The 5,175-nt window shown below is 50.0% G+C and carries 1 tRNA gene and 3 rRNA genes; all 4 read right to left on the minus strand.

The features are described from left to right. Positions 1 to 97 precede the first annotated feature (97 nt). Positions 98 to 213, minus strand: a 5S ribosomal RNA gene (rrf, locus tag CICURV3402_RS06210). Between the two features lie 59 nt (positions 214 to 272). Then, positions 273 to 3,210: ribosomal RNA gene (locus CICURV3402_RS06215) — 23S ribosomal RNA — on the minus strand. 93 nt (positions 3,211 to 3,303) lie between these two features. Further along, positions 3,304 to 3,379: transfer RNA gene (locus CICURV3402_RS06220), tRNA-Glu, on the minus strand. Positions 3,380 to 3,439: 60 nt separating this feature from the next. After that, positions 3,440 to 4,988: ribosomal RNA gene (locus tag CICURV3402_RS06225) — 16S ribosomal RNA — on the minus strand. The 16S, 23S and 5S rRNA genes sit together here with 1 tRNA gene alongside, the layout of an rRNA operon. Between the last annotated feature and the right edge of the window lie 187 nt (positions 4,989 to 5,175).

A 5,175-nucleotide genomic window follows, 5' to 3' on the forward strand; every position in this document is an offset into this window, starting at 1 on the left:
CTCTACCAATTGAACTACACCCCTAAAATATCTTTTCGGTAAGTATATCCTCAACAGAAGGGCTTGCATCTAAACATTTTAGATGCTTATATAAGGAGCCTGGCGGTGTCCTAGTCTCACATGGGGAAACCCCACACTACCCTCGGCGCAACGGCGTTTCACTTCTGAGTTCGGGATGGTTTCAGGTGGGTCCACCGCACTTTGGCCGCCAAGCCAAATTTTTATTCTTCAGAATAAGCAAATTATGCACTCCAAAACAGTTTCGGTGTTGTAAGGTTAAGCCTCTCGGGTCATTAGTACTGGTCCGCTGAATACATCGCTGTACTTACACTCCCAGCCTATCTACGTCATCGTCTTTAACGTCCCTTACCGCAATCTCTTGCGGGGAAGACTCATCTTGAGGCAAGTTTCCCGCTTAGATGCTTTCAGCGGTTATCTCTCCCGCATTTAGCTACCGGGCAATGCCATTGGCATGACAACCCGTACACCAGTGATGCGTCCACTCCGGTCCTCTCGTACTAGGAGCAGCCCCTCTCAATCTTCCTACGCCCACGGCAGATAGGAACCGAACTGTCTCACGACGTTCTAAACCCAGCTCGCGTACCACTTTAAATGGCGAACAGCCATACCCTTGGGACCTACTTCAGCCCCAGGATGTGATGAGCCGACATCGAGGTGCCAAACACCGCCGTCGATATGAACTCTTGGGCGGTATTAGCCTGTTATCCCCGGAGTACCTTTTATCCGTTGAGCGATGGCCCTTCCATTCAGAACCACCGGATCACTAAGACCTACTTTCGTACCTGCTCGAGCCGTCACTCTCGCAGTCAAGCCAGCTTATGCCTTTGCACTCATTTCACGATGTCCGACCGTGATGAGCTGACCTTCGTACTCCTCCGTTACTCTTTAGGAGGAGACCGCCCCAGTCAAACTACCTACCAGACACTGTCCTCGCCCCGGATAACGGGGCCAAGTTAGAATATCAAACATTAAAGGGTGGTATTTCAACAACAGCTCCACATAGACTGGCGTCTATATTTCTTTGCTTCCCACCTATCCTACACATTAAGGTTTCATATTCAGTGTCAAGCTATAGTAAAGGTTCACGGGGTCTTTCCGTCTTGCCGCGGGAACACTGCATCTTCACAGCAAATTCAATTTCACTGAGTCTCGGGTGGAGACAGCCTAGCCATCATTACGCCATTCGTGCAGGTCGGAACTTACCCGACAAGGAATTTCGCTACCTTAGGACCGTTATAGTTACGGCCGCCGTTTACCGGGGCTTCTATTAAGTGCTTTGCTTTGACACTTACACCATCAATTAACCTTCCGGCACCGGGCAGGCGTCACACCGTATACGTCCACTTACGTGTTAGCACAGTGCTGTGTTTTTAATAAACAGTTGCAGCTAGCTGGTCTCTGCGACTAGCCTCGGCTCCAGAAGCATGTCCCTTCACCTAACGCCAGCGTGCCTTCTCCCGAAGTTACGGCACCATTTTGCCTAGTTCCTTCACCCGAGTTCTCTCAAGCGCCTTAGTATTCTCTACCTGACTACCTGTGTCGGTTTTCGGTACGATTGACTATTACCTATCGCTTAGAGGCTTTTCCTGGAAGTATGGCATCAGCAACTTCTTGCCCCATTAGGGCAATCCTCATCACGCCTCAGAGTCAAGATGCGCCGGATTTTCCTAGCTCACCCTCCTATACGCTTAAACCGGGACCACCGGTCCCCGGATTGCTTAGCCTTCTTCGTCCCCCCTTCGCAGTAATACTCAGTACAGGAATCTTAACCTGTTTCCCATCGACTACGCTTTTCAGCCTCGCCTTAGGGGTCGACTTACCCTGCCCCGATGAACGTTGGACAGGAAACCTTAGTCTTTCGGCGAGCAGGCTTTTCACCCGCTTTATCGTTACTCATGTCAGCATTCGCACTTCTGATACCTCCAAAACCCTTCTCAGAGCCTCTTCTTCGGCTTACAGAACGCTCCCCTACCATACGTTTGCACGTATCCGCAGCTTCGGTGCATGGTTTAGCCCCGTTACATCTTCCGCGCAGGCCGACTCGACCAGTGAGCTATTACGCTTTCTTTTAATGATGGCTGCTTCTAAGCCAACATCCTGGCTGTCTAAGCCTTCCCACATCGTTTTCCACTTAACCATGACTTCGGGACCTTAGCTGGCGGTCTGGGTTGTTTCCCTCTCCACGACGGACGTTAGCACCCGCCGTGTGTCTCCCGTGGTCATATTCTTCGGTATTCACAGTTTGCATTGGGTTGGTAAGCCGGGATGGCCCCCTAGCCAAAACAGCGCTTTACCCCCGAAGATAAACCCACGAGGCGCTACCTAAATAGCTTTCGGGGAGAACCAGCTATCTCCTAGTTTGATTGGCCTTTCACCCCCAGCCACATGTCATCCGCTCATTTTTCAACATAAGTCGGTTCGGTCCTCCAATGTGGATTAACACATCTTCAACCTGCACATGGCTAGATCACTAGGTTTCGGGTCTATACCTTGCAACTCGTCGCCCAGTTAAGACTCGGTTTCCCTTCGGCTCCCCTATTCGGTTAACCTTGCTACAAAATATAAGTCGCTGACCCATTATACAAAAGGTACGCAGTCACTTCTCATTTGCAGGCTTTGTACACAACGCCTGTGGCTTTGAAGCTCCCACTGCTTGTACGTACAGGGTTTCAGGGTCTATTTCACTCCCCTTCCGGGGTTCTTTTCGCCTTTCCCTCACGGTACTGGTTCACTATCGGTCAGTCAGGAGTATTTAGCCTTGGAGGATGGTCCCCCCATCTTCAAACAGGATATCACGTGTCCCGTTTTACTCTTTGAGCTCACTCTGCTGCAATTTTTAGGTACGGGGCCATCACCCTCTATGGCTCGTCTTCCCAAACGATTCCCCTAATTGTGCAAAGATGTTGACTCCGGGCTCCTCCCCTTTCGCTCGCCGCTACTTAGGGAATCTCAATTGATTTCTTTTCCTCAGGGTACTGAGATGTTTCAATTCCCCTGGTTTGCCTCGCAATACTATTTTATTCATATTACGATAGTGCATATATAAATATATATGCGCTGGGTTGCCCCATTCGGGTATCAACAGCTAATACGCTTTTTATCAGCTTACCGTCGCTTTTCGCAGATTAACACGCCCTTCTTCGCCTCTGACTGCCTAGGCATCCTCCCTGTACGCTTCATTACTTAACCTTACAACCCGAAATTGTTTCGGACTTACAATCTTTTGCTTATCCCTTATTTTTAAAGAGCAGTTTCTTGAAAATACTTTTAAACACATCTCTGTGGCGTCCCCTAGGGGGTTCGAACCCCTGTTACCGCCGTGAAAGGGCGGTGTCCTAGGCCTCTAGACGAAGGGGACAGAGTCTTTTTCTGATTTATCAGATAATGTGAGTGGACACTGATAGTGAGAGTTTATAGTTAAGGAGGTGATCCAACCGCAGGTTCTCCTACGGTTACCTTGTTACGACTTCACCCCAGTCATGAATCACAAAGTGGTAAGCGCTCTCCTTTCGGTTAAGCTACCTACTTCTTTTGCAACCCACTCCCATGGTGTGACGGGCGGTGTGTACAAGGCCCGGGAACGTATTCACCGTAGCATTCTGATCTACGATTACTAGCGATTCCGACTTCATGGAGTCGAGTTGCAGACTCCAATCCGGACTACGACGTACTTTCTGAGTTCCGCTTTCCCTCGCAGGTTCGCATCCCTTTGTATACGCCATTGTAGCACGTGTGTAGCCCTACTCGTAAGGGCCATGATGACTTGACGTCGTCCCCACCTTCCTCCGGTTTATCACCGGCAGTCTCCTTTGAGTTCCCGCCTCTACGCGCTGGCAACAAAGGACAAGGGTTGCGCTCGTTGCGGGACTTAACCCAACATTTCACAACACGAGCTGACGACAGCCATGCAGCACCTGTCTCACGGTTCCCGAAGGCACTTGCGCATCTCTGCACAATTCCGTGGATGTCAAGAGTAGGTAAGGTTCTTCGCGTTGCATCGAATTAAACCACATGCTCCACCGCTTGTGCGGGCCCCCGTCAATTCATTTGAGTTTTAACCTTGCGGCCGTACTCCCCAGGCGGTCGATTTAACGCGTTAGCTCCGGACGCCACAGTTCAAGACCGCAACCTCCAAATCGACATCGTTTACAGCGTGGACTACCAGGGTATCTAATCCTGTTTGCTCCCCACGCTTTCGCACCTCAGCGTCAGTCTTTCTCCAGGGGGCCGCCTTCGCCACCGGTATTCCTCCAGATATCTACGCATTTCACCGCTACACCTGAAATTCTACCCCCCTCTAGAAAACTCTAGCGACTCAGTTTCAAATGCCATTCCTAAGTTGAGCTCGGGGATTTCACATCTGACTTAACTCACCGCCTACATGCCCTTTACGCCCAGTTATTCCGATTAACGCTTGCACCCTCCGTATTACCGCGGCTGCTGGCACGGAGTTAGCCGGTGCTTCTTCTGCGAGTAACGTCAAAAATAAATGGTATTAGCATTTATTACTTCCTCCTCACTGAAAGTGCTTTACGACCCGAAGGCCTTCTTCACACACGTGGCATGGCTGCATCAGGCTTTCGCCCATTGTGCAATATTCCCCACTGCTGCCTCCCGTAGGAGTCTGGACCGTGTCTCAGTTCCAGTGTGGCGGGCTATCCTCTCAGACCCGCTAGAGATCGTAGCCTAGGTAAGCCTTTACCCTACCTACTAGCTAATCTCATCTGGGCTCATCCGATGGCGTGAGGCCCGAAGGTCCCCCACTTTGGTCTCGCGACTTTATGCGGTATTAGCTGCCGTTTCCAGCAGTTATCCCCCTCCTTCGGCCAGATTCCCAGACTTTACTCACCCGTCCGCCGCTCGCTGACGTGAGCGCAGTAAACTGCGCTCACTCAATGCCGCTCGACTTGCATGTGTTAGGCCTGCCACCAGCGTTCAATCTGAGCCATGATCAAACTCTTCAATTCTTATTTCTTATTCTCTTTATCTTACAAACATTACTGTTTGCTTAACATCATAAAGTTAATATTATTCACTCTCACGTCAGTGCACACACACATTATCTGATAAATTTTTAAAGAGCTTCTTCCTAATCCTAATATGACCGCGCATTCTACGTACTTATTCTATCCAGTCAACTCCTTTAGTCCATTT

The organism is Candidatus Williamhamiltonella defendens (assembly GCF_900699045.1).
Taxonomy (GTDB): domain Bacteria; phylum Pseudomonadota; class Gammaproteobacteria; order Enterobacterales; family Enterobacteriaceae; genus Hamiltonella; species Hamiltonella defensa_A.